The following is a 22,910-nucleotide window of genomic DNA, read 5'->3' as shown; positions in this document are numbered from 1 at the left end:
GATAGGGAGGGGGGAAGACGGAACAATCCCGGACATGAGGCAGAGATGAGCGACCTGAACGACGCCTATAACGTGACCGCCGAAGAGCTCAAGCAGTTCATCGAACGCTATGAGCAGCTTGAGGCTGAGAAGAAAGACGTGACAGAACAGCAGAAAGAGCTGATGGCCGAGGCCAAGGGGCGCGGCTATGACACCAAGGTGATGAAGAAGGTGATCGCCCTCCGCAAGCGCAGTGCCGATGACATCGCCGAGGAAGAGGCGATTCTGGAAATGTACAAATCCGCACTGGGGATGCAGTAACCGCGACCATGGTCGGGGGGCCACGGTCCCCCGCCGTGCCAATGGGGCGCGTCAGGGCTGCAGACAGGTGACGCCGGGGAGAGTGGCGATATAGGCCATGTCCCGCTCGTACTGATCCGTCAGCCGTGCCACCAGATCGGCAGTCCAGTCAGGCAGGGTGATCGCGACATCCAGTTGATCGGGCTTGGCGAACTTGTCGAGAAAGGCCGAGACGATGCGCCGCCGCTGGCCGATGGTCTGCGGCGGGTGCGTGTCCAGATAGGCGGCGAGGCGGGACAGGCCTTCTTCGGTCATCAGGGTTTCGAGCAGGTCGTTCTCGCCCTCCAGCACCAGCCCGTCGGAATGGCCCGAGACGGCTTGCAGCACCTCGGGCCAGATCAGCGGCGTATCCTCGTCGGCCCAGACGACGATCGGCACCTCGGGGTTCTTGTCGCGCAGGTTCAGGATCAGGTCGGACCAGCGCAGGTCGGTCACATCGGTGCCTTCGATGAATTCCTTGTAGTCGCGGCCCCGCTGGCGGCGGTGCAGATCGGGCAGGTAGGTGGCCGGATTGCGCAGCCCGAGGTGAAATTCCGCTTCGATTTCCGGGAAGATCTGGCTGATGGCGCGCATCCGCTCGCCCCCGGTGCGGTAGAAGGTGCCTTTCACGGCCCAGGCGGGGAAGGACAGGAAATTCTCCCATGACAGGATCAGCCGGTCAGCGACATCGGCGGTCATGATCTGGTCCAGCACGATGGCCTGGGTATCCAGCGTAGCGGGCTGGCCCTTGAGCTGGATCGCGGTGTCGCGGATCAGGGCGCGATAGCGTACGGGGTCCGGCACCTCGATCCCCTCGGCGATAAGCGCCGGGGCATTGCGCAACAGCGTCCGCACAAGGCGGTCGTCATCCGTGCAATGGACGCCGAGGTGATAGGCAATGCGCATGGGGGGCCTGTTCCGGCAGTTGGTGCTCTTGCCTCTGACTATACGGGCTTTTCTGGACAGTTACACTGCTTTCCTGTAATGCGCGGCGTTATGACCGAGCAAAAGACTCAGACACGGCGCCCCGGGCGCGGCGCGGATTTCTGGACGCTGGGGGCGGCGGTCATTGCGGCTGTGGTGCTGGCGCCGCTGCTGTCGGTGCTGTGGATCGCCTTTCACCCGACCGAGAACATCTGGCCGCATCTGCTGTCTACGGTGCTGCCGCGCTATCTGCGCAGCACGCTGGAGCTGATGCTGGGCGTGGGGGTGCTGACGGCGGTGATCGGCACGGTGACGGCCTGGCTGATCACCATGTACCGCTTTCCGGGGGCGCGGCTGCTGGAACATGCGCTGCTGTTTCCGCTGGCGATTCCGGCTTATGTCGGCGCCTATGCGCTGGTGGATTTCTTCGATTTCTCGGGGGCGTTTCAGGTGGCGCTGCGCGGGGCGTTCGGCTGGCGCAGCCCGGCGGAGTACTGGTTTCCCGAAGTGCGCTCGCAAGGGGCGGCGGTGCTGGTGCTGGCCTCGGCCTTCTATCCTTACGTCTATCTGCTGACCCGCGCGGCGTTTCGGGAACAATCGGGCGGATCCTACGAGGTGGCGCGGGCGCTGGGGGCCGGGCCCTGGGGCGTGTTCTTCCGGGTGGGCCTGCCGCTGGCCCGGCCCGCGATTGCGGCGGGCGTGTCGCTGGCGCTGATGGAGACGGTGGCCGATTACGGCACGACGACGCATTTCGGGGTGCAGACGCTGACCACCGGGATCTTCACCACCTGGCTGACCACCGGCAATGCCGGGGGGGCGGCGCAGATTTCGGGTGTGGCGATGGCGCTGATCGTGGCGCTGCTGCTGGTGGAGCGGGCGGGGCGGCGGAGCGCGCGCTTTCACGGATCGGCCCGGCAGGCCCGCCCGGTGGAGCGGCAGCGGCTGCGCGGCTGGCGCGGGGGGCTGGCGCTGCTGGTCTGCGCGCTGCCCTTCGCGCTGGGATTCGTGCTGCCGGTGGCGGTGATGGCGGGCCATGCGCTGGTGCGGCCGTCAAGCTGGCTGGCGCCGGGGCTGATGGCGGCTCTGGGCAATACGCTGCTGACGGCGGGCGGGGCGGCGCTGCTGACGGTGGGGGCGGCGCTGTTCCTGGTCTATGCGCTGCGCATGACCGGGCGGGGGCTGCCGCGCTGGATCTTGCCGGTGACGGCCTTGGGCTATGCCGCGCCGGGCGCGGTGCTGGCGCTGGGGCTGCTGGTGCCGCTGGCGGGGCTGGATCACCGGCTGGCCGATGCGGTGCTGGCGCTGACCGGGCATGACCCGGGGCTGCTGCTGACCGGCACGGCGGCGGCGATCGTGCTGGCCTATCTGGTGCGGTTTTTCGGCGTGGCGCAGGGCGCGGTGGAATCGGCCTTCGGGCGCATCTCGCCCAATCTGCCGCTGGCGGCGCGGTCTTTGGGGCGCGGTGCGGGCGGGGTGCTGCGCGAGATCTATCTGCCGATGATGCGCGGATCGGTGGCGACCGCGCTGCTGGTGGTGTTCGTGGAAGGGGTGAAGGAACTGCCCGCCACGCTGCTGCTGCGCCCGTTCAACTTCAACACGCTGGCGACGCGGGTGCAGGAACTGGCCAGCCTTGAGCAACTGGGCGATGCCGCCCCGGCGGCGCTGCTGGTGATGGCGGTGGGGCTGGTGGCGGTGGCGCTGATGGCCCGCAGCGAGTTGCGCTGAGACTTGCACGCCGCGCGCCCGCGCGCTAAGAGCAGGGAAAGGCCTCTATAGCTCAGCTGGTAGAGCACCTGATTTGTAATCAGGGGGTCGGGGGTTCGAGTCCCTCTGGGGGCACCATTTCAATCACTTGACCTGTGCTGCGCGCCCATGGGCGGGGTGTTTGGCTGTGCCGGCTTTCTTGCTGCGGTTGTGGGCCTTGCGCTGGTGCAAGCCGCAACTGCGATTCCCGGCGGGAGTTGTTGCCGCAATGCGGCATGTTGCCTGAAAGCTGGGCGCTCTGCCTTGATTTGCGGCGGGACTGCCGCCACCATGGCCGGGAAGGGGCTGCGCATGAGGCTGGTTCCTCTGACCCACGCCAGGGGGGCGGGTGTCGGGGGCGGTTCGGCTGTGTTCGGCGGCGCGGTTGTGCCGGTCTGTGCGGGGTCTGTGATGCAATCGCCTGCAAGGGGGCCGCGCTCGGTGATTTATGACACGCGCATGTGTGAACTGGGCGAGGGGCCGCTTTGGCATCCGCTGCGCCAGCAATTGTTCTGGTTCGATGTGACGGGGCATCGCCTGCTGTCGCAGCACAGGGGCGAGGCGCTGGACTGGCGTTTCCCCGAGATGGTGTCGGCGGCGGGCTGGCTGTCGCGCGATGTGCTGCTGATCGCGGGCGAGCGGGATCTGTTCCTGTTCGACATCGAAACGGAAGAAACCGAAACGCTGGTGGAGCTGGAGGCTGGCAACAAGGTCACCCGGTCGAATGACGGGCGGGCCGATGCGCAGGGCGGGTTCTGGATCGGCACCATGGGCAAAAAGGCCGAGCCGGGCGCCGGGGCGATCTATCGCTATTACGATGGCGCGTTGCGGCGGCTGTATGACGGCATCTCGATCCCCAATTCGATCTGTTTTTCGCCCGATGGCAAGGTGGCGCATTTCACCGATACCGCGACGCAGCGGGTGATGCGGGTGGCGCTGGATGCCGAGGGCTGGCCGCGGGCGGAGCCGGAGGTCTATCTGGATTTCACCGGGCAGGAGGTCTGGCCCGATGGCGCGGTGATTGATGCCGAAGGGCGGATGTGGCTGGCGCTATGGGGCGGCAATGGGGTCAGCGCCTTTGCACCGGATGGCAGCCTTGTGCGCCATGTCGCGTTGGAGGCGCCGCATACGTCCTGCCCGTCTTTCGGCGGGGCGGATGGGCAGACGCTGTTCTGCACCTCGGCGCTGCAGGGGATGGATGCGGGGCAGCGGGCGGCCTTTCCGGCCGCGGGCATGACCTTTGCGGTGCCCGGCGTGGCGCGCGGGCAGGCGGAACACCAGATCCTGCTGTAAGCGGACGGGCGCCCCGCGGGGCGCCCGGATCGGTCAGGCAAAGATGAAATCGGCGGCGTCGAGGCTGTCGGGCGCCACATCGAGCAGCGTCAGCGTGGCCGCGCCGAAGGTGACAAGCGTATCGCCATTGCGCGCGGTGATGATCAGATCGTCAAAGCTGTCTGCCGCGCCGGTGATGACGATGCGATCCTTGCCCCAGCCGAAATCCTCGATCACGTCGCGTGCGCCGAACACGAAACGGTCGGCACCGCTGCCACCTCCCAGCAGATCCTTGCCGGTGCCGCCATCCAGCAGGTCGTTTTCGGCATCGCCCGATATCTGGTCATCCCCGTCACCGCCGAAAAGCCGGTCTTTGCCGCCGCCGCCAGACAGGGTGTCTTTGCCCGCATAGGCATAGATCACATCGGCCCCGCCATTGCCCATCAGGTAGTCGTCGCCGAAACCGTCCGGGGTGCCGTCTGTCACCGTGCCCAGGATCACCTCGGCACCGCTGCCACCATTGACCCAATCATCGCCTAGATAGAGTTGGGTGCCGCGCGGCATGACGAAGCCGTCCAGCGTCACACGGTCCGGGATCGTGGAAGCCTCGTCGGTGATCGGGCCGGTGATTTCCATCAGTGTGTCGCCGTCGGGGCCAGTGAAGGTCAGCTTGTCCAGCGCGAAATGGCTGAGGCCGGTCAGATCGGGGAAGCCGCCGTCGGGTGTGGTGGTGACGATCTGCCAGGCGGTGGCGGCAAGGGCGCCGAAATCGGTGGGGAAGGTGCCGTCGATTGTCAGGGTGAAGCCTGCCACCGAAAGGGTCAGGCTGTCTTCGGTCAGCGTGAAACTGGCGAAGGTCTTGGTGCCGGAGCCGAGCGAGAGGCCGGTGATGCCGAAATCCGACAGCGCGTCGAAATAGGCTGTACGCTGGCTGTTGGTCATCGCCGCGACGGTATCGAGATCGGCGGCAGAGAGCAGGTCGGTGATGCGATACAGATCGTCAAAAGTGGTGGGCAGCGCGCCGGTTACCGTGAAGAAATCGGGGCCGGAGCGCAGGGTGTAGCCGCTGTCGGACAGCGCGAGGCTGAGGATGGCCGTGCCGTTTCGCGTCAGCACCACATCGTCGATCCGACCTTCGGCCATGCCGCTGTCGATCGCGTCGATCAGGGCATCCATCGAGGAAACCGGGCCGATGCCCGAGCCGGTGAAGGCCAGCTTGAAGGTGACGGCGCCGGATTTGTAGGTGAGCGATACGGCCTTGCTGGCCAGTGAAATGCTGGTCGGGCCGAAGTCGGTCAGTTGATCGAAGGCGTTGAGGGCGGATTGGTAGAGGTTCTTGAAATTGAAGTCTTCGGGGTGGGTTTCAATATAGATTTCGCGGTCGTGCAAGTCCTGAACGATCTGCGATGAAAGGGTAATACGGGCCATAAGTCACCTTGCTACAAGCAGTTTCAACCAGCGGGCACCTTGCCGAAGGGCCGCCGCTCTGGCAAGCCGTTTCGGGTATTGTGAGGGGGATGCGGGTGCGGGACGCTTGGGGGGTGGGGCTGGTTTGCGCGCTGGGGCTGGCGGGGTGCGATGCGTCGGACGCAACGCGGCTGGCGCTGGTGGCGGGGCACGATGCCGGTGGCGCGCAGAGCCACGCCTTGCAGGCGACGGCGGCGGCCTTTGTCGGCGACGGCAGCCGGGCCGGGGGGACGGGGCGCGCGCAGGCGGCGGGCTTGCCCTTTGGCAGCATCGACCCGGATCTGTTCGCGCCCGACAGCGACACGCCCTATCGCGCGACACTGGACCGGGGGCTGGGGCTGCGCCTTTCGCATCGGGTGCCGCTGGGGGGTGCCACGGCGCTGGAGGCGAGCGTGCTGGGCGGCGTGGGGCAGAGCCGCTATCACCTGCCGCGCGGCATGGGCGCGCTGGTCGATCCGGCAGAGATCCGGTTTACCAGTGTGACGCTGGCGCCCGAGATCGCGGTGGTGCAGCAGGTGCGGCTGGGGCCTTATGACCTGTCGGCGCAGGCCGGTGTGGGGCAGCAGTTCAGCCGTACGCGCACCAGCGTGCAATCGGCGCTGCTGGATGTGCACCACCGCAGCGATGCGTCACTGGCCTATCTGACGCTGGGGCTGGCGCTGACCGAGCCGGAAAGCGGGGTCAGCGTGGCGCTGGATGTGCGGGCGCCGGACAGCGATCAGATCCGGTTGCGCAGCGAACTGCGGCTGCCCTTGGGGCGGTGACGCCTTGCCGGGGGCGCAGGCAGGCGCCATATCTGCGGCAGCAACAGCGGGGGCGGGCGGATGAACGGATCGGAAATACCGGAGTTCGGCTTTGACAACAGCTATGTCCGCGATCTGCCGGGCACCTTTGTCGCGCAGGCGCCGCGCGCCGTGCCCGCGCCGAAACTGCTGCGGCTGAACGAGGCGCTTGCGGCAGAGCTGGGACTGGATGTGGCAGCGTTGCGCCCTGTGGCGGCAGAGGTGTTCGGCGGCAACCGTCTGCCTGCCGGGGCGGAACCTGTGGCGCAGGCCTATGCCGGGCACCAGTTCGGGGGGTTTTCGCCGCAACTGGGCGACGGGCGGGCGCTGCTGCTGGGCGAGGTGATCGACCGCGCGGGGCAGCGGCGCGACATTGCGCTGAAAGGGTCGGGCCGCACGCCGTTTTCGCGCGGCGGCGACGGGCTGGCGGCGGTGGGGCCGGTGTTGCGCGAATATCTGATCGGCGAGGCGATGCACGCCCTGGGCGTGCCGACCAGCCGGGCGCTGGCTGCCGTGGCCACCGGGGCGCAGGTGCTGCGCGAGCGCGCCTTGCCGGGCGCGGTGCTGACGCGGGTGGCGGCCAGCCATCTGCGGGTTGGCACGTTCGAGTTCTTTTCGGCGCGCGGGCAGGCCGATCAGGTGAAGGCGCTGGCCGATTACGCGATTGCGCGGCACTACCCCGAGGTGACCGGGGCAGAGAACCGCTATGTCGCGTTCTTTGATGCCGTGGTGGCGCGGCAGGCGCGGCTGATCGCGCAATGGATGGGCCTCGGCTTCATCCATGGGGTGATGAACACCGACAACATGACGATTTCGGGCGAAACCATCGACTATGGCCCCTGCGCCTTCATGGAGGCCTATAGCCCCGGCGCGGTGTTTTCCTCGATCGACCGGCAGGGGCGCTATGCCTATGCCAACCAGCCGCTGATTCTGGCATGGAATCTGGCGCGGCTGGCCGAGGCGTTGCTGCCGCTGTTCGATGCCGACGAGACACGGGCGATTGATCTGGCGAATGGGCGGCTGGAGGCGATTGCCGGGCAGTATCGCGCCGAATGGCTGGCGGTGATGCGGGGCAAGCTGGGGCTGGCGGGGGAAGACCCCGGCGATCTGGCGCTGGCCGAGGGGTTTCTGGCGGCACTGCAGGGCAGCGATTTCACGCTGGGCTTTCGGCGGCTGGCCGATGCGGTGACGGATGAGGGCAAGCTGCGGGGCATGTTCACCGATACGGCGGCGCTGGAGCGGTGGCTGCCGCAGTGGCGGGCGCGGCGGGCGGCGGATGCGGCGGCGCGCATCCGGGCGGTGAACCCGATCTACATCCCGCGCAACGAGAAGGTGGAGGCGGCGCTGGCGGCGGCGGGCGAGGGCGATCTGGCGCCGTTCGAGGCGCTGCTGGCGGTGATCGGCGATCCGTATCAGGAGCGGGCCGGGCTGGAGGCCTATGCGCTGCCTGCGCCCGAGGCTTTTGTCGCCGGGTTCCGCACCTTCTGCGGCACCTGAGTGGCGTCAGGCGCCCACGTCGTCGGGGGCGGTGGCGAGGGCTTTGATTATGGCGAAGACGGGTTGGCCGGGGGCCAGTGCCAGCGCCTCGGCCGAGCGGCGGGTGATGCGGGCGAGCAGCGGGATGCCGCCCGCCTCGATCTGCACCAGCACGCCGGGGCCTTCGCCCATGCGCAGGGCGGTGACGGTGCCGGGCAGGATGTTGAGCGCCGAGATGCCACTGGGCCGGGTGGTGGCCAGCATCACGTCCTGTGCAAGAATGCGCAGGCGCAAGGCCGTGCCCAAGGGGGCTGCGACATGCGGCAGCCAGAGCGGGCCAGCCGGGCTGTCAAGCCGGCTGAGCCCGTCGGGTTCCTGCGCGGCAAGGCGGGCGGGCAGCAGGGCGCCCGCGCTGCGGATGCCAAGCGCGGGGGCGAGGCTCGGGTCTGACAGCAGGTCTGCTGCGGGGCCGGAGCGGCGCACCTGCCCGGCTTCGATCAGCACGAGGGTGGTGGCGAGGCGGGCGACCTCGGCCAGTGCATGGCTGACCAGCAGCATCGGCAGGCCGGTCTCGTCGCGCAGCCGTTCCAGATAGGGCAGGATTTCGGCCTTGCGCGCGGCATCCAGCGCCGCCAGCGGTTCGTCCAGCAGCAGCAGCGCCGGGTTGGACAGGATGGCGCGGCCAATGGCGACGCGCTGTTTTTCGCCGCCCGACAGGGTGGCGGGGCGGCGCGGCAGCAAGGCTGCGATGTCCAGCAGGGCGACGATGCGGTCGAAATCGGCGCCGGTGCTGGTGCGCGGGGCGAACCAGCGGCCATAGAGCAGGTTCTGGCGCACGGTCAGGTGCGGAAACAGGCGGCCTTCCTGAAACACATAGCCGATGCGGCGGCGGTGGGGCGGCAGGTTCACCCGGGCGGCGCTGTCGAACAGCAGGGTGTCGTTCAGCGCGATCCGGCCCGCATCGGGGCGCAGCAGCCCTGCCACCGCATTGACGAGGGTGGTTTTTCCGGCGCCGGAGCGGCCGAACAGCGCGGTGACGCCGGGCGGGGCCTCGAAGCAGGCATCGAGCGTGAAGCCGGGCAGGCGGTGATGCAGGGTGACCTGAAGGCTCATTTCCCCGCCACCCGGCGCGCTGCGGCGCGGCCTACCCATTCCGACAGCAGCAGTGCCAGCATGGCGACCGCGACCGAGATCAGCACGAGGCGCAGCGCAGGCGCGTCGCCGCCCGGCACTTGCAGAAAGGCGTAGATGGCGGAGGGCAGGGTTTGCGTCTGGCCGGGGATGTTGGAAACGAAGGTGATGGTGGCGCCAAATTCACCCATCGCCTTGGCGAAGGCGAGGATGGCACCGGCGATCACGCCGGGCAGGATCAACGGCAGGGTTACCGTCAGGAACACCAGCCCGCGCGGCGCGCCCAGCGTGCTGGCGGCCTGTTCCAGCTTGGGGTCCACCGCCTCGATCGCCAGACGGATGGCGCGCACCATCAGCGGAAAGGCCATGACGGCGGCGGCCAGCACCGCCCCCGTCCAGCGGAAGGCGAGGGTGATGCCGAACCACTGATCCAGCAGCGCCCCCACCGGGCCGCGCCGCCCGAAGGCCAGCAGCAGCAGATAGCCGGTGACCACCGGCGGCAGGATCAGCGGCAGATGCACCAGCCCGTTCAGCAGCCCCCGCCCCGGAAAGCGCCAGCGCGCCAGCGCATGGGCGACGAAGATGCCGAAGGGCAGGCTGAGCGCGGTGGCCCAGAGCGACACGCGCAGCGACAGGGCAAGGGCCTGCGCTTCCTCCGGGGGCAGCCAATCGGCCATAAGTCTCATTTCATCACGGTGAATCCCTGCCCTTCAAACACTGTAACGGCGGCCTGCGTCGAGAGGAAATCGAGGAAGGCCTGCGCTTCGGGGCGGGCGGGGGCAATCAGGGCGGCGGGGTAGGTGATGGGGGTGTGGCTGGAGGCGGGGAAGGTGGCGGCGACGCTGACGGTGGGTTCGGCCACGGCGTCAGAGGCATAGACGATGCCGAAGGGGGCCTCGTCCAGCGCCACCAGTTTCAGGGCGGCGCGCACATTGTCGGCCTGCGCCACATCTGCCGCCACACTGTCCCACAGCCCAAGCGTGGTCAGCGCCTCTTTGCCATATTGCCCGGCGGGCACGGATTCGACCAGCGCCATGGCCAGCTTGCCGCCGCCCAGCAGGCCTTTCAGGTCGGTCCTGGCATCCAGCGTTATCGGGGTGCTGGGGCCATGGCCAATGAGGACAAGGGTATTGCCCAGCAGATCGCGGCGGGAGCCTTCGACCAGCAGCTTGTCGGCCTCCAGCACATCCATCCAGTTTTCGGCGGCGGAGAGGAACAGATCGGCGGGCGCCCCGGACTGGATCTGTTTGGCGAGTTTGGAGGAGCCGTCATAGGAGATCACCGCGCTATGGCCGGTTTGCGCCTGCCAGTCGGCGGCGATGCGATCCAGCGCGGTTTTCAGCGAGGCGGCGGCGAAGACGGTGATCTCTGCCGCGCTGGCAGCGGCGGGCAGCAGGGCGAGGGCGGCGGCGAACAGCAGCGGGCGCATCGGGGGCTCCGGTCGATATGTTTCGACGGATATAATGCGCGGTGGGGTGCCTCTGGCAAGCGCTATTTTCCGGCGGACATATCGGGGGCGAGCAGGGCTTCCAGTGTGGCAATATGGGGGGCGCCTGCGCTGCGCGCGGCTTCGACCAGCGCCTGATAGGCGGCCAGGGCCTGCATCCCGACCTCGGTCAGCCTGGCCCCGCCGCCGCCTGCGCCGCCACGCGCGCTTTCCACCAGCGGGCTGCGGCAGGCGGTGTTCATTTCCTCGACCAGCGACCAGGCGCGCTTGTAGCTCATCCCCATCTGGCGGCCTGCGGCAGAGATGGAGCCGGTGTCGCGGATCAGCGCCAGCAATTCCCCCTTGCCGGGGCCGAACATGGCGCGGTCGGGGAAGATCAGCCGCAGATGCAGCACGGGAGGGGGCGGGGTGTCTGTCATGGCCGGATCATCGGCGCAGGCGGGCGGGGGCGCAAGGGGGCGCACGACCTTCGGATCATTGCCAGCGCGGCGGTGTTGGGCGATATTTCCTGACGGAAATATCGCTGGCTGCGACCAAAGGAGGGTGTCGCGGTCGGGGGGACGGGGGTAGATCTGTCAGGCCGGGCCGGGGTGCGCCCCCACCGGCTCAGGAGGGAAGCGCAGATGATTTTCATGGCGAAGGATGCACGGTCGCATCAGGCCTTTGTGGAGGCGGCACTGGCGGCGGGCGAGGCGGCCCGGTCGGCCATCGTGGCAAGCTGGAGCCGGTCGTGGCGGCTGCATGGGCTGGAACCGGCGCGGCGCCATCCGGGCGACCGGCTGACCGGGACGGAGTTTGCGCAGTTGCGCGAGGCGCTGGAGCCGATGCTGAACACGGCGCGGCCCAGTCTGGACCGGCTGTTTCAGGCGGTGGGCGGTTTGGGCGCCTGCGTGATTCTGGCGGATCGCAACGGTGTGCCGATGGAGCGGCGCGGCAATTCCGGCGAGGATGCGGATTTCGAGGCGATGGGGCTGTGGACCGGCACGCTGTGGTCGGAAGCGGCGGCGGGCACCAATGGCATCGGCACCTGTCTGGCCGAGGGGCGCGCCGTCACCATCCACCGCGACCAGCATTTCCTGTCGGCCAATACCGCGCTGAGCTGCATGAGCGCGCCGGTGCATGATGCCGAAGGCGCGCTGGTGGCGGTACTGGATGTGTCCTCGGCCAAGCCGGATCTGAGCGAGGGCGTGGCGGCACTGATCAGCCATTCCGTCAGCGATACGGCGCGGCGCATCGAATCGGATCTGTTCCGCGCCGCCTATCCCGAGGCGCGGCTGATGATCGTGCCGGGGCTGGACCGGGGTGCGGGGGCCTTGCTGGCGGTGGATGCCGACGAGTTGGTGATCGGCGCCACACGGGCGGCACGGGCGCATTTCGGGCTGAAGGGCGATCTGACCAGCCGCCCGGTGCCCGCCGCCGATCTGCTGGGCATCGCCTCGGCCAGCACGCTGGAAGAAGGCGAGCGCGCGGTGATGGCACGGGCCCTGGCGCGGGCGGGCGGCAACGTGTCTGCGGCGGCGCGCGATCTGGGGATCAGCCGCGCGACCTTCCACCGCAAGCTGGGCGCGCGGCTGAGCTGAGATCGCGCGCCGGACTGTCGCAGATCTGAGACAGGTCGGCCCGGTGACCGCTTGCCCCCCCAGTGACCGACTCGGGCCTGTCGTCCACCTTCGTTGCATCGGTCGCGTGGAGGCGGCCAGCAGAGGAGGAACCCCAATGACCAAGCTCGAAACCTTCGACCTGACGGCAGCGCCGTTCAAGGCACGTTATGACAACTATATCGGCGGCCAGTGGGTTGCGCCGAAATCCGGCCGTTACATGGACAATATCTCGCCGGTGACCGGCCAGGTTGTGTGCGAAGTCGCCCGGTCCGACGCCGCCGATATCGAAGCCGCGCTGGATGCCGCCCATGCCGTGCGTCAGCGTTGGGGCACGACCTCGGTCACCGAACGCTCCAACATCCTGCTGAAGATCGCCGACCGGATCGAGCAGAACCTGGAAGCCATCGCCATCGCCGAAACCTGGGACAACGGCAAGCCGCTGCGCGAGACGCTGGCCGCCGACATCCCGCTGGCCGTGGATCACTTCCGTTACTTCGCGGGCTGCATCCGCGCGCAGGAAGGCTCGATCGGGCAGATCGACAATGACACCGTGGCCTATCACTTCCACGAGCCGCTGGGCGTTGTCGGCCAGATCATCCCGTGGAACTTCCCGATCCTGATGGCGGCGTGGAAACTGGCCCCGGCGCTGGCGGCAGGCAACTGCGTGGTGCTGAAACCGGCCGAACAGACCCCGGCCTCGATCCTGTTCCTGCTGGGCTTCATCGAAGACCTGCTGCCGCCGGGCGTGCTGAACATCGTCAACGGCACCGGGCTGGAAGCTGGCGCGCCGCTGGCCTCGAGCAAGCGCATCGCCAAGATCGCCTTCACCGGCTCCACCCCCGTCGGCAAGGCCATCATGAAGGCCGCCGCCGACAACCTGACCAACATCACGCTGGAACTGGGCGGCAAATCGCCGAACGTGTTCTTCGCCGACGTGATGAACGAGGATGACGAATATCTCGACAAGGCGCTGGAAGGGTTCACCCTGTTCGCGCTGAACCAGGGCGAGGTCTGCACCTGCCCATCGCGCGCGCTGGTGCAGGAATCGATCTATGACCGCTTCATGGAACGGGCGCTGAAGCGCGTCGAGGCGATCGTGGCGGGCGACCCGCGGGCGACCAACACCATGGTCGGCGCACAGGCCAGCAAGCAGCAGTTCGACAAGATCTCCAGCTATCTGGAAATCGGTCGGGCGGAAGGCGCGAACATCCTGACCGGCGGGTCGGCCAACCACTTTGGCGGCGATCTGGCCAACGGGTTCTACATCCAGCCGACGATCTTTGAAGGCCACAACAAGATGCGGGTCTTCCAGGAAGAAATCTTCGGGCCGGTCGTGTCGGTGACCACCTTCAAGACGATGGAAGAGGCGCTGGAAATCGCCAATGACACCGTGTTCGGTCTGGGCGCCGGGGTGTGGAGCCGGGACATGAACCAGGCTTACCGCGCCGGTCGTGGCATCGAAGCGGGCCGGGTCTGGACCAACTGCTACCACGCCTACCCGGCGGGTGCGGCCTTCGGTGGCTACAAGCAGTCGGGCATGGGCCGCGAGACCCACAAGATGATGCTGGACCACTATCAGGAAACCAAGAACCTGCTGGTGAGCTACAACCCGAACAAGCTCGGCTTCTTCTAAGGTCAAGGCCGGGGGGCTTTCTGCCCCCCGGACCCCCCGAGGATATTTTTTCCAAGATGAAGGGCAAGAGGGGCTTTGTGCCCGCCTTGGCTGAGTTGTTAGTCGGTGCCCATGGTGTCTTCTGTCTCTGCGACCTGCCGGACTCCGGTGCCTCCCCGCACCCCCGTTCTCCGACACCGGCAGTATTCCCGGCAGGCTTGGGCCGGGGTGACGCCCGTCTTGCCCCACCTCCCGGGCGAAGGCGGGCGTTTTGTTTTGGGGGCTCAGATCACCATGCAGACGGTCTTGGTTTCCAGGTAATTTTCCAACCCCTGCGCGCCGTTTTCGGTGCCCCAGCCGCTTTGCTTCCATCCGCCCTTGGGCAGTTCGGGCGAAAAATAAGAGTGGCAGTTGACCCAGACCGTGCCCGCCCGCAGCGCGGCAGAGGCGCGATGGGCCAGCGTCAGGCTTTCGGTCCAGACACTGGCGGCGAGGCCGAAAGCGCTGTCATTGGCCAGGGCCAGCGCTTCATCCAGATCGTCAAACGGGGTGATGGCGGTCACCGGGCCAAAGATCTCTTCGCGCATCAGGCGCATCTCGGGGCGGGTGTTGGTCAGCACGGTGGGCGCGTGAAAGGCGCCGTCATGGCTGCCGCCCGCAACAACCTCGGCCCCCTGCGCGCGGCCTTCGGTGATATAGGCGGCCACGCGGGTGGCCTGCGCGGGGCTGACCAGCGGGCCAAGGTCGGACGCCGGGTTCAGCCCATGCCCGAGCCGCAGCTTGCCAGCCTCGGCTGCCAGACCTTCCACCAGCGCGTCATACCGGCTGCGATGGACATAGACGCGGCTGCCCGCGACGCAGACCTGCCCGGAATTGGCGAAGATGCCGCGCGCGATACCGGGGATCGCCAGCGCCAGATCGGCATCGGCCAGCACCAGCGCGGGCGATTTGCCGCCCAGCTCCAGCGTCAGCTTCTTCAGGTTGCCGCGCGCGGCGTCCAGCAGCAGGCGCCCCACCTCGGTCGAGCCGGTGAAGGCCACCTTGGCCACGCCCGGATGGGCGGCCAGTGCCGCGCCGACCTCGGCCCCGAAGCCGGTGAGGATGTTGACCACACCGCGCGGCAACCCGGCCTCCAGCAGCAACTCGCCCAGACGCAGCGCGGTGAGCGGGGTTTCCTCGGCCGGTTTCAGGATCACCGTGCAACCCGCACACAGCGCCGGGGCCAGCTTCATTGCGGCCATCAGCAGGGGCGAGTTCCACGGCGTGATCGCCGCGACCACGCCGATGGGTTCGCGCCGTGTATAGGCGAAAAGCTGTTTCCCGGCGGGCTGATAGCCGATCGAGGGTTGGATCGTTTCGCCGGTGATCTTGGTGGCGTAACCGGCGTAATAGCGGAATTGCGCGATGGCGCCGGGGATTTCGGCAAAGCGGGCCGTGCGGTAGGTCTTGCCCTGATCCAGCACCTCCAGTTCGGCCAGTTCGTCGGCATGGGTCTCGATCAGATCGGCGATGCGCCACAGCAGGGCGGCGCGGGCGGTGGGCAGCATCCCGGCCCAGTCGGCACGGTGCAAGGCCTCGGTCGCGGCGGCGACGGCGGCCTCGGCCTCGGCCTGACCGGCGCGGGCAATCTGGGCCAGGGGGGCGCCGGTGGCGGGATCATGGCTGGGGAAATGGCTGGTGGTGGCGACCCATGCGCTATTGATCAGCAGGCATTTTGGCCCGGTGGCAAGGAAGGCCCGGGCGCCTGCGGTTTGCGGGGTTTGGGGGGGCAGGGATGCGGGCATCAGGCGTCTTTCAGCAGGGCCACGGCACGCAAGGCGCCGCGCAGGATGGAGTGATAGCCGGTGCAGCGGCACAGGTTGCCGGTCAGCGCGGCCTTGATGGTTTCGGCATCGGCGGCAGGCGTGGTGGCCAGCAGGCCCGCCAGTGCGATCACCATGCCGGGGGCGCAATAGCCGCATTGGAAGGCGTTTTCCTCGGTCAGCCCACGCAGCAGGGCGGCGCCTGCCGGGTGGCTGGCGATGCCTTCGATGGTGGTGATCTGCCGCCCCGCCACCTGCCAGGCCATGAGCAGGCAGCCATTCATCGCCTGCCCGTCCAGCAGCACCATGCAGGCGCCGCAGCGGCCGATGGCGCAGCCGATCTTGCTGCCGGTCTGGCCCAGATCCTCGCGCAGGATTGTGGCGAGGCTGCGATCCGGGGGGGCCGCGATGCTGACCGGGGTGCCGTTGAGGGTGAAGCGGATCATGGGGTGGCCCCCCGGGCGGTCTCGGCAAAGGTCAGGATGGTTTCGGGCGGGATCGGCGTCACCGTGGGCCAGCGCCCCAGCGCATCGGCCACGGCATTGCAGATCGCCGGGGTGACGCCGCCGATGCCCAACTCGCCCGCGCCGCGTGGCCCGTAGGGATCGCCCGCATCCAGCGTTTCCAGCGCGGTGATCTGCATCCGGTCTGGCGCATCAAGGATGGTGGGCATGGCGTAGGTGTCGAGGTTCGCGGTCAGCATCCGCCCGCCCTGCATCAGGATGTCTTCGCTGAGCGTGAAGCCAAGACCCTGCACCGCGCCACCCTCCATCTGGCCCAGATAGGCGGCAAGGTCGATCACCGGGCCTGCGGCGGTGTGCAGATGCAGATCGGTGACACGCAGCGCGCCGGTCACGCGGCTGGCGGCCACGCGGGCAACGGTGGCCCCGGCGCAAAAGATGAAGCGGGCATTGCCCTTGGTGTATTCGGTTTTCGGGAAGGCGAAGGCGGTGGTCTCGACGGGCAGGCCCTGCGGGTGCAGGGCATGGGCCAGATCGGCGAAGCGGACCAAGGGGTCGGGCAGGTTGCGCGCGATCTCGGCCACGCCGCCGGGCACAAGGCGCAACGCCTCGGGCGGCAGGCCGGTCAGCCGGGCGGCCCCGGCCAGCAGTTGCGCGGTGAACCCCGGCGCGGTGTTCTGCGCGATGGTCCAGACGACATAGCCGCCGCGCGATGCGGTGGTGGACCCGCTGTCGGGCGTGCAGCCGGTATCGCCGGTGACCGGGCGCACATCGGCGCGGGCGATGCCCAGCCGGTCGGCCACGCTGGCCTGCAACGCGGCCAGCAGGCCTTGCCCCATCTCGTCCAGCCCGCACAGCACCTCCACCGCGCCATCGGGGGTAAGGCGCAGCGTGCCTTCGGCCTCGTCCGTCGGCAGGGTGCCCAGCCCGTTGCCCTGCCACATCAGCGCCATGCCGGTGCCGGTGATCCATTCGCCATCATCGGTGACGGGCTGCCAGAGGGGGCTGCCCGCCGCCGCCGTAAGCATCTCGGCCAGCCGTTCCGAGGGCGCCACGCGCTGGCCCAGAAAGCCGGGGCTGCCGGGGATGCGCAGGTTGCGCCGCCGCATTTCTGCCGGATCCAGCCCGCAGGCGGCGGCCAGCCGGTCGATCTGACATTCCACCGCATAGGCCATCTGATTGGCACCAAAGCCCCGGAAGGCGCCACAGATGCCGTTGTTGGTATAGGCCAGCCGCCCGCGCGTGCGGATGTTCGGGATGACATAGGGCCCCGCCGCATGTTCCATCGCGGTTTCCAGCACGCCGGGCGACAGCGAGGCATAGGCGCCGGCATCGGCGATCACCGTCACCTCCTGCGCCAGAAGGCGGCCTTCGGCATCGCAGGCGCTGCGAAGATGCAGGCGCATCGGGTTGCGCTTGATCCCGGCCCGCACGGATTCGGCGCGCGACAACTGCAACCGCACAGGCGCGCCCGCCTTCAGCGCCAGCAGGGCAAGGGCGGGTTGCACGGTCAGCTCGTCCTTGCCGCCGAAGGCGCCGCCGGTGGGGCTGGTGATGACGCGGATGCTGCGTTCGGGGCGGTTCAGGATGCGGGCCAACTGGCTGCGATCACGCGCGCCATGCTGGCCGCCGACGGCCACCAGCAACGTGCCATCGGGCAGCAGTTCGGCATGGCCGCCTTCGGTTTCCAGGAAGCCGTGCATCTGGCGGGGGGTGACATAAATGTCTTCCACCACATGGGCGGCGGTGGCAAAGGCGGCGTCGGGATCGCCGCGCGTCAGGCCCAGATCGGTGATCAGGTTGCAGTTGTCATGGATCGGCGGGGCTTCGGGGGCGAGGGCGGCCTCGGCGTCGGTCACGACGGGCAGTGGGGCATAGGTGACACGGATCAGGGCAAGCGCGGCCTCGGCGGTGGCGTCATCGCACGCGGCGACGGCGGCGACGGGATCGCCAAGGTGGCGCACCTTGTCGTGGCAGAGGGCGGGCTGATCGGGGAACAGGATGCCAAAGGCGTTGAGGCCGGGCACATCGCGATGCGTCACCACGGCGGCGACGCCGGGCAGCGCCTCGGCGGCCGCGGTGTCGATGGCAAGGATGCGGGCATGGGGATGGGCGGCGCGCAGGATGCGGCCCACCAGCATGTCGGGGCGGCGGGTGTCGGTCAGGTAGGGCAGGGTGCCTGCCACTTTCGTTTCCATGTCGGGGCGGTTGTGCCAGCGCGGGCTGTGGCGGGTCAGCGGGGGCAGCGGCGGGGTGGTGCTGGCGAGGTGCAGGCGCGGCTGCGGCGGTGCTGCGGCCCGGGGGGCAAGGCCCTGCGCCAGTGCCCGCGCGGCAACACGGCGGCGGAAAGACGCGCTGCGCAGGGGGCAGGCGGGCGGGCTGAAGGCGGCGGCCACGGCGGCTTCGATGGCGGCGGCGTTGGGCGGGGTGCCGATCAGTTGCGCCTCGGCGGTGGTCAGGCGCTGCGGCGGCACGATGCCCCCGCCGACGGCGAGCGACAGCGTGGCGATGCGCCCCTCGGTCCGTGTCATCACGGCGGCCAGCGTCAGGATTGCCGGGCTGAACCCGGCGCGCAGCCCGATCTTGCGCCAGACGAGGTGGGCCGTGGGCGGCGGCGCGGCAAGTTCGATAGCAAGGATCAGGCCGGAGGGGGCGGTTAGCCAGTCTGCCAGTGCGACAGGGCCGCCGGTCGTGTCCAGCTGGGCGTCAAGCGCCAGCAGCGCGGGCAGCAGGCAGCCCGCGCCCCAGCCGATGCTGCCGCCCAGCGTGGCCAGCCGCCGGATGCCGGGGGCGGCCACATCGGCGGCGGCCTGCGACAGCAAGGGCAGATTGGCGTGGTGCAGCGCGTCCAAAGTGGTGGCCGCGCCGATGCGGATCAGGCTGCCCGCGCGATTTTTCTGCGAAAAATCGGAAGGGGTCGCGCCCGGTGGCGGCAGGCGATTATTCGCAGAATAATCGGGGAGGATCCCGGCAGGCAGCAAGGGGCCGATCTCCACCAGAAGCTCGGGCCGGGGCTTGCCCTGCGACCATTGCAACTGATGCGCCGTGCCCCCGGCCACCGCCGCCGCCGCCGCCGCCGGATCGCGCAGCGCGGCCAGTGCCTCGGTCAGGGTCGCGGGGCGCAGGATCCGCATCACGCCGCCCCCGCCGTGGTGCCAAAGCGCAGGCCCTTTTCCTTCAGCCAGCGCCGATAGGCGACCGAGGAACTGTCGGCCCGCGTCGGGATTTCCGACCGCGGCTCCAGCGGCAACAGCAGCGGGCGCTGGTTTTCCACGATGATGCGATCCTGCAGGAAGATCACCTGTTCAAAGCGCAGCAGCGCGGTGTGGCTGGCGGTCTGGTCGGTCAGCCACATCACCGGCTGCGCGCGGCAGAGGTCTTGCTCCAGCGGGTGGATGAACAGGGCGATGGCATCCTGCAGCCCGAGCGTGTCGGGCACCTGACGATACAGCATCACAACGAAGGGTTGTGGCACGCGGTAGATCAGTTGCGCAAACTCGCCTTCCGGGCGGCTGGCGGTCATTTGCGGCTGAAAGAAGCGGCAGTTGGTCGCCCAGACCTCATCCACGTCGCGGCGGATTTCCGAGGTATACTGCGGCACCTCGGTATGGGGTTCGGAGCCGAGGATGTCGGTATGGACAAAGGGGAAATGCGCCATGTCGAGAAAGTTTTCCACCACGCGCAGCCCGCTGGCGCGCATCGTCACCCAGCCACAGGGCACCACGCGGCGGGTGGGGTCATGGCTTTCGGCGATGTCGAAGATCTCGGCCTCGGGCGTGCCGAGGCTTGTCCACAGGCAGAGGAATTTCTCGCGCACCGGCAGGGGGGCGGGGTTGCCCGCCTCGCGCACCTCGGGGCCATGTGGCCCACGCGTGATCTCGATCTCTTGTCCCAGCAGCCGGGTGCGGATCGGCGTGGCGCCCAGATCGGCCAGCGTGGCCACGGCATACCACTGGTTCAGCGCGACGGGATCGGTGGTCTTCATTGGTCCGTCCATTGCTTGGTGCCGCCGCCATTGGCCGCTAGCCAGTCGGCGCGGCGGGTGAAATGGCCCGGTGCCAGCCGGTGGATGCGGTCGATGATTTCGGCCATGTCGCCGGTTTTCAGCTTGCCGTCCTCGACCACGATCTGCCCATCGACCATGGTCATCGCCACGTCGGACCCGCGCACGGCGTGAACAAGGTTGTGTTGCAGGTTGAACCACGGCCCTTCGGCAAAGAACGGCGTGAGGCGTGGCGTGTCTGCCCGGACGGCGATGATGTCGGCGCGCTTGCCGGGCTCCAGGCTGCCAATGCGGTCGGCCTGCCCGATGGCCGCAGCCCCAAGGCTGGTGGCCATGCGCAGGCAGGTCCAACTGTCCATCGCCGCGGCGTCGCGGTGGCGCAGCTTGCCCAGCAGGCTGGCGGCCTTCATTTCCTCGAACATGTCGAAATTGTTGTTTTCCTTCTCGCCATCGGTGCCAAGGCCGACAGGCACGCCCAGCGCCAGCATCTCGGCCACCGGGGCGATGCCTGAGGCGAGTTTCATGTTCGACACCGGGTTATGCGCGACCGAGACGCGGTGGCGGGCGATCAGCGCCACCTCTTCGGGATCCAGCCAGACGGCATGGGCGAACATGGTCAGCGGCGTTTCGAAAAACCCAATATCGGCAAAGACCTGCATGGGTTTCTTGCCATAGCGGGTGAGGAATTCCGCCACCTCGATCTCGGCTTCGGAGCAATGGGTGTGGAAGGGCACATTGTATTTCTTGGCCATGTCGATGGCACGGGCCTGCCCGGCCTCGTCGGCGTAGAACAGGTGTTCCAGCCCGACCCAGACCGAGACGCGCCCGCATGCGCCGCCGTTCCACGCGTCAATCAGCGCCTCGTTCATGTCGAGCCGGTCGAAATAATCGTAATCCGGATGTTCGCCGACATAGGGCACGGCGACCAGCCGGTTGCCCAGCACCTCGGCCGCGCGGGCAGAGCCTTCCATGAAGCGCCACATGTCCACCACGGTGGTGGTGCCCGACAGCAGGCTTTCGGCATAGCAGAGGTAACTGGCTGCCTCGGCCTCTTCGGCGCGCAGCATCCGGTGCATGGGGTTGATGTGCTGCGTCAGCCAATCCCAGACCGGCAGATGTTCGGCGGTGCCGCGCAGGAAACCGGAATGGGCGTGCGCATTGATCAGGCCGGGCATCAGCACGGCGCGGCCCATCGCCTTGACCTTCACGCCGGGATGGGCGGCCAGCAGATCGGCGGCGGGGCCGACGGCGGCGATGGTGCCGCCGGTGAGCGCCACGGCGCCCTGCGGGATCACTGTCAGCGTGGCATCCATGGTCACCACGGCATCGGCGGTCAGGATCAGATCAGGTGTCATGCGTCCTCCAGAATGAACGTCGCGGCGCGTTCGCCGATCATGGTGACGGGGGCGTGGGTGTGACAGGCCGGGATTTCGGGGATGACCGAGGCGTCGGCGATCCAGAGCCCGTGTGCCCCGTTCACCGCCAGCCGGGGCGAGCAGACCGCATCGGCATCGGCGCCCATCCGCGCCGTGCCGCAGCAGTGAAAGAAGGTGGAGCAGGCGCGGCGCACGAAGGTCTCAAGGCCCGCGCGGTCCAGTCGCGCGTCGGGGGCGGCAAAACCGGCGAACAGATCGGCGAAGGCGGGGGTCAGCGCCATGGCTTGCAGGAATTCGACCCCGCGCAGCAGCGCCGCCAGATCGCGCGGATCGGCCAGCAGGTTCGGCTCGATCTCCAGCGGGGCATCGGGGCCGGGGCCGGTCAGCCGCAGCCAGCCGCGGGAATGGGACCGCATCACCCCCAGACCGATGGCAAACAGATCGCCGCTCAGGTCATAGTGATCGGCCAGCGTTGGCACGGCGGATCGGCCCTGAATCGGGAAGGCCAGCAGATCGGCCTGAGGCAGCGCGGGGTCGGATTTCCAGATGGTCAGCGTGCCGCCGCCATTGCCCACCACCGGGCCAAGCGGGTGGCGGGCGCGGAAGTTCAGCGCGCGCAGCAAAGGGTGGTCTTGCAGGTTCTGGCCCACGCCTTCGGCGCGCAGGCGGCAGGACAGGCCAAGGCGGGCCAGCTCCGCTTCGGGCCCGATGCCCGACAGCATCAACAGGCGTGGGGTTTCCAGCGCACCGGCGGCCAGGATCAGGCCCTTGCGGGCGGTGAGGCCGCGTTCGGCCCCGGCATGGGCCACGCGCAGCCCGGTTGCGCGGTCGCCGGTGAACAGCAGCTCCAGCGCGCGGGTTTCGGTCAGCAGCGTCAGCGCCGCGCCCCGCAGATAGCCGTCGGCCGAGGTCCAGCGCCGCCCGTCTGCGATGTTGAAATTGGCCAGACCGACACATTCCGGCGCGGGCCCGTTGGGGTCTGACACCAGCGGCAGGCCCATGGAAATGCCGCCCTGGATCATCGCGCGGGTCAGCGGATGGCCCCATGCGGCGCGGCTGATCTTCAGCGGCCCGCCTGCACCGCGCAGCGGGGTGGCGCCGCCCGCCCAATCCTCGCAGGCGCGGAAGGCGGGCAGGCAATCCTCCCAGCCCCAGCCGGGCGCCACGGCGTCCCAGCGGGCATAATCGGCGGGGGTGCCGCGATACCACATCATCGCATTGGTGGCCGAAGATCCCCCCAGCGCCCGCCCGCGCGGGATCGGCACGGCGCGGCCCAGCAGCCGGTCGGACGGGCGGTAGCTGTGGCCCCAATCCCAGTCCCCCTGTTGCAGCCCGAACCATTGCGCCGGATCGGCGATGCGCGGATCGCCCGCCGGGTCGGCCCCGGCTTCGACCACCGCGACCTCGGCCCCGGCGTCGGACAGGCGCCGCGCGACGGCAGCGCCCCCCGAGCCGGACCCGATCACGATGAAATCGAAGCTGTCCATGCCCGGCC

The 22,910-nt window shown here is 68.6% G+C and carries 19 protein-coding genes and 1 tRNA gene; 8 read left to right on the top strand and 12 right to left on the bottom strand.

Annotated elements, in window-relative coordinates:
* Positions 1-45: 45 nt before the first annotated feature.
* The gene (locus BMX43_RS05000; protein ID WP_091297908.1) at positions 46-300 is read left to right on the top strand and encodes a DUF2312 domain-containing protein; all 255 of its coding nucleotides are present in this window, start codon (positions 46-48) and stop codon (positions 298-300) included.
* 51 nt (positions 301-351) lie between these two features.
* Here the strand turns inward: BMX43_RS05000 and BMX43_RS04995 are convergent, their stop codons facing one another.
* The gene (locus tag BMX43_RS04995; protein WP_091297906.1) at positions 352-1,224 is read right to left on the bottom strand and encodes a hypothetical protein; all 873 of its coding nucleotides are present in this window, start codon (positions 1,222-1,224) and stop codon (positions 352-354) included.
* A 90-nt stretch (positions 1,225-1,314) separates the two neighbouring features.
* Here BMX43_RS04995 and BMX43_RS04990 point away from each other — a divergent pair, with 90 nt between their 5' ends.
* The 3 genes from BMX43_RS04990 to BMX43_RS04980 all read left to right on the top strand — a co-directional run bounded on the left by BMX43_RS04990 (position 1,315) and on the right by BMX43_RS04980 (position 4,278).
* On the top strand, positions 1,315-2,967 hold the full coding sequence (locus BMX43_RS04990; RefSeq protein WP_091297904.1) for an ABC transporter permease: 1,653 nt from the start codon (positions 1,315-1,317) through the stop codon (positions 2,965-2,967).
* A 41-nt stretch (positions 2,968-3,008) separates the two neighbouring features.
* Positions 3,009-3,084 (top strand) — tRNA-Thr (locus BMX43_RS04985).
* A 213-nt stretch (positions 3,085-3,297) separates the two neighbouring features.
* Positions 3,298-4,278, top strand: a complete 981-nt coding sequence (locus BMX43_RS04980) for an SMP-30/gluconolactonase/LRE family protein (protein WP_245749375.1) — start codon at positions 3,298-3,300, stop codon at positions 4,276-4,278.
* A gap of 33 nt (positions 4,279-4,311) precedes the next feature.
* Here the strand turns inward: BMX43_RS04980 and BMX43_RS04975 are convergent, their stop codons facing one another.
* Entirely contained in the window at positions 4,312-5,685 is a 1,374-nt protein-coding gene (locus BMX43_RS04975; protein WP_139201524.1) for a calcium-binding protein, read from the bottom strand.
* A 95-nt stretch (positions 5,686-5,780) separates the two neighbouring features.
* Here BMX43_RS04975 and BMX43_RS04970 point away from each other — a divergent pair, with 95 nt between their 5' ends.
* The gene (locus BMX43_RS04970) at positions 5,781-6,488 is read left to right on the top strand and encodes a hypothetical protein (protein WP_139201523.1); all 708 of its coding nucleotides are present in this window, start codon (positions 5,781-5,783) and stop codon (positions 6,486-6,488) included.
* A 60-nt stretch (positions 6,489-6,548) separates the two neighbouring features.
* The gene (locus BMX43_RS04965; protein ID WP_091297896.1) at positions 6,549-8,003 is read left to right on the top strand and encodes a protein adenylyltransferase SelO; all 1,455 of its coding nucleotides are present in this window, start codon (positions 6,549-6,551) and stop codon (positions 8,001-8,003) included.
* A gap of 6 nt (positions 8,004-8,009) precedes the next feature.
* Here BMX43_RS04965 and modC read toward each other — a convergent pair whose 3' ends face one another.
* The 4 genes from modC to BMX43_RS04945 all read right to left on the bottom strand — a co-directional run bounded on the left by modC (position 8,010) and on the right by BMX43_RS04945 (position 10,979).
* On the bottom strand, positions 8,010-9,095 hold the full coding sequence (modC, locus tag BMX43_RS04960; protein ID WP_091297894.1) for a molybdenum ABC transporter ATP-binding protein: 1,086 nt from the start codon (positions 9,093-9,095) through the stop codon (positions 8,010-8,012).
* Entirely contained in the window at positions 9,092-9,790 is a 699-nt protein-coding gene (gene modB, locus BMX43_RS04955) for a molybdate ABC transporter permease subunit (RefSeq protein WP_091297891.1), read from the bottom strand. The genes modC and modB overlap by 4 nt, the downstream gene beginning before the upstream one ends.
* A 5-nt stretch (positions 9,791-9,795) precedes the next feature.
* Entirely contained in the window at positions 9,796-10,542 is a 747-nt protein-coding gene (gene modA / locus BMX43_RS04950) for a molybdate ABC transporter substrate-binding protein (RefSeq protein WP_091297890.1), read from the bottom strand.
* A 62-nt stretch (positions 10,543-10,604) separates the two neighbouring features.
* Entirely contained in the window at positions 10,605-10,979 is a 375-nt protein-coding gene (locus tag BMX43_RS04945) for a winged helix-turn-helix domain-containing protein (RefSeq protein WP_091297887.1), read from the bottom strand.
* Positions 10,980-11,183: 204 nt separating this feature from the next.
* Between BMX43_RS04945 and BMX43_RS04940 the strand changes: the two genes are divergently transcribed.
* Both BMX43_RS04940 and exaC read left to right on the top strand, forming a co-directional pair.
* Positions 11,184-12,140 (top strand): GAF domain-containing protein, encoded by a 957-nt coding sequence (locus BMX43_RS04940; protein ID WP_342711184.1) that lies wholly within the window; start codon positions 11,184-11,186, stop codon positions 12,138-12,140.
* Between the two features lie 136 nt (positions 12,141-12,276).
* Entirely contained in the window at positions 12,277-13,794 is a 1,518-nt protein-coding gene (gene exaC, locus BMX43_RS04935; RefSeq protein WP_091297881.1) for an acetaldehyde dehydrogenase ExaC, read from the top strand.
* Positions 13,795-14,057: 263 nt separating this feature from the next.
* Here the strand turns inward: exaC and BMX43_RS04930 are convergent, their stop codons facing one another.
* The 6 genes from BMX43_RS04930 to BMX43_RS04905 are packed head-to-tail and all read right to left on the bottom strand — an operon-like array spanning position 14,058 to position 22,902.
* Positions 14,058-15,557, bottom strand: coding sequence for an aldehyde dehydrogenase family protein (locus BMX43_RS04930; protein WP_091297878.1), 1,500 nt, complete (start codon positions 15,555-15,557; stop codon positions 14,058-14,060).
* Positions 15,557-16,021: a (2Fe-2S)-binding protein gene (locus BMX43_RS04925; protein ID WP_091297875.1), complete on the bottom strand. Its 465-nt coding sequence runs from the start codon at positions 16,019-16,021 to the stop codon at positions 15,557-15,559. Before BMX43_RS04925 ends, BMX43_RS04930 begins: the two co-directional genes overlap by 1 nt.
* Positions 16,018-19,170, bottom strand: coding sequence for a molybdopterin cofactor-binding domain-containing protein (locus BMX43_RS04920; RefSeq protein WP_091297871.1), 3,153 nt, complete (start codon positions 19,168-19,170; stop codon positions 16,018-16,020). The genes BMX43_RS04925 and BMX43_RS04920 overlap by 4 nt, the downstream gene beginning before the upstream one ends.
* The gene (locus BMX43_RS04915) at positions 19,170-20,021 is read right to left on the bottom strand and encodes a (2Fe-2S)-binding protein (RefSeq protein WP_091297868.1); all 852 of its coding nucleotides are present in this window, start codon (positions 20,019-20,021) and stop codon (positions 19,170-19,172) included. The genes BMX43_RS04920 and BMX43_RS04915 overlap by 1 nt, the downstream gene beginning before the upstream one ends.
* A complete protein-coding gene (locus tag BMX43_RS04910) occupies positions 20,018-21,394 on the bottom strand; it encodes an amidohydrolase family protein (protein ID WP_091297865.1) in 1,377 nt (458 codons plus the stop codon). The genes BMX43_RS04915 and BMX43_RS04910 overlap by 4 nt, the downstream gene beginning before the upstream one ends.
* Positions 21,391-22,902 carry a GMC family oxidoreductase gene (locus BMX43_RS04905; RefSeq protein ID WP_091297861.1) on the bottom strand — a complete coding sequence of 504 codons (1,512 nt, stop codon included), beginning with the start codon at positions 22,900-22,902 and terminating at the stop codon, positions 21,391-21,393. The genes BMX43_RS04910 and BMX43_RS04905 overlap by 4 nt, the downstream gene beginning before the upstream one ends.
* Positions 22,903-22,910 lie beyond the last annotated feature (8 nt).

The sequence above is a fragment of the Gemmobacter aquatilis genome (assembly GCF_900110025.1).
Taxonomy (GTDB): Bacteria; Pseudomonadota; Alphaproteobacteria; order Rhodobacterales; family Rhodobacteraceae; genus Gemmobacter; species Gemmobacter aquatilis.
The sequence above is the reverse complement of the archived record's forward strand: the minus strand, read 5'-3'. Positions and strand labels throughout refer to the sequence as shown.